This window comes from Vibrio sp. Vb1554, from assembly GCF_033344235.1.
This window is the reverse complement of sequence record NZ_JAWPOJ010000333.1, coordinates 1-1,155: the sequence shown is the minus strand read 5'-3', so window position 1 is coordinate 1,155 and position 1,155 is coordinate 1. Positions and strand designations below refer to the sequence as shown.

General features: G+C 46.6%; 1 protein-coding gene and 1 pseudogene. Both read right to left on the bottom strand.

What is annotated here, in order from left to right; translation table 11 throughout:
• Nucleotides 1–781: tetratricopeptide repeat protein (locus tag R8N28_RS26080; RefSeq protein WP_412079937.1), on the bottom strand; the 781-nt coding region annotated here is incomplete at its 3' end.
• Nucleotides 765–1,155, bottom strand: a pseudogene (locus R8N28_RS26075) (hypothetical protein); the annotation flags it as partial. The pseudogene R8N28_RS26075 and the gene R8N28_RS26080, both read right to left, overlap by 17 nt.

Sequence of the window (1,155 nt, the reverse complement as noted above, 5' to 3'; positions counted from 1 at the left end):
CCAACGAAGTGTGGCCAACACCATTCAAGCAATAGGCCGTTTCAATTTTGACCATGGTTGAGAGCCAATAGGTGGTCGCACTTCCGGTGGTGTACTTAATGCTGGATATGGAAAGCAGCGCTTCGGAATACTCTTCTTGCAGACGATGCAATTTAGCGCGATACAAATGCGTTTGAGCGGCGAGGTTTTTGTCGCTTACTAGGATGCTGAGCTCTTCACATTCACCCAATAATTCGCTGGCTTCGGCCACGCGTTTTAGACTGATGTAACAGGCGAGCATATACAGTTTGTAACGCAAACGAAGTGAGCGACTGCTGATGGCATGATCAATCGCGTCGATTTTTTGGTAGTAACGTAGAGCACGGTTGTGATCGCCATAAGCATCACATAAGTTACCCATACCAATGATCGCTAAAACGTATTCGTCGATAAAACCGTATTCCACTGCGATGTTGGTGGAGGCGATGTACTCGGTGAGGGCAGAGTTGTAATCACCAACTTCAACTAAGCGTTCGCTTAAACTTGCTTTGACCGACAGTATATCTTCGACATCCTCAGGTAATGAGAGCAGTTCTAATGCTTGTCTAAGCTCTTCGATACTGTCACAAAGCTGTTTGATTTCGCGGCGGTATTCTGCGCTGATAATTAGGCAGTGTGCTTTTTCACGGCTGGTGGACGCAATGTGTCGACCGATATGTTCCCAAAGCGTGATGGCTTCTTCCCCAGAAACAGAAGAAGGATCGATGCCTGCGTCAGTGACTTTGCTAAGCAGTAGTTCCATTCTTCATTACCTCAATATAGCTTTCTTCCAACTGCTCTAAAGTAAATGGGAAAGTCAGGATGTCTTGTAAATACAATGTCGGTTTTGGCCCTTTGAGGCCACGTCGTTCCCATGGATAAATGTCTAACATGGCATGCACGGTTCGGTAGAGCTCTTCTGCGGCTTGATCTTTTTCGGCAATCAACATAGCGAGTCGATCGCTAGATAGGCGTGAAATGAGATCGCTTGGCGTCGTTAATGAGTGAACCAGTTCAGTACACGCATCGAGAAACGCAGGATTGGAGTGGCGAATCATGATCACCGCATGGTTAGAGCGTTTAAGCTCAGTCTTAAATAGAACCAGTTGTTCCCACCAGTACGTTTCAGAAACGACG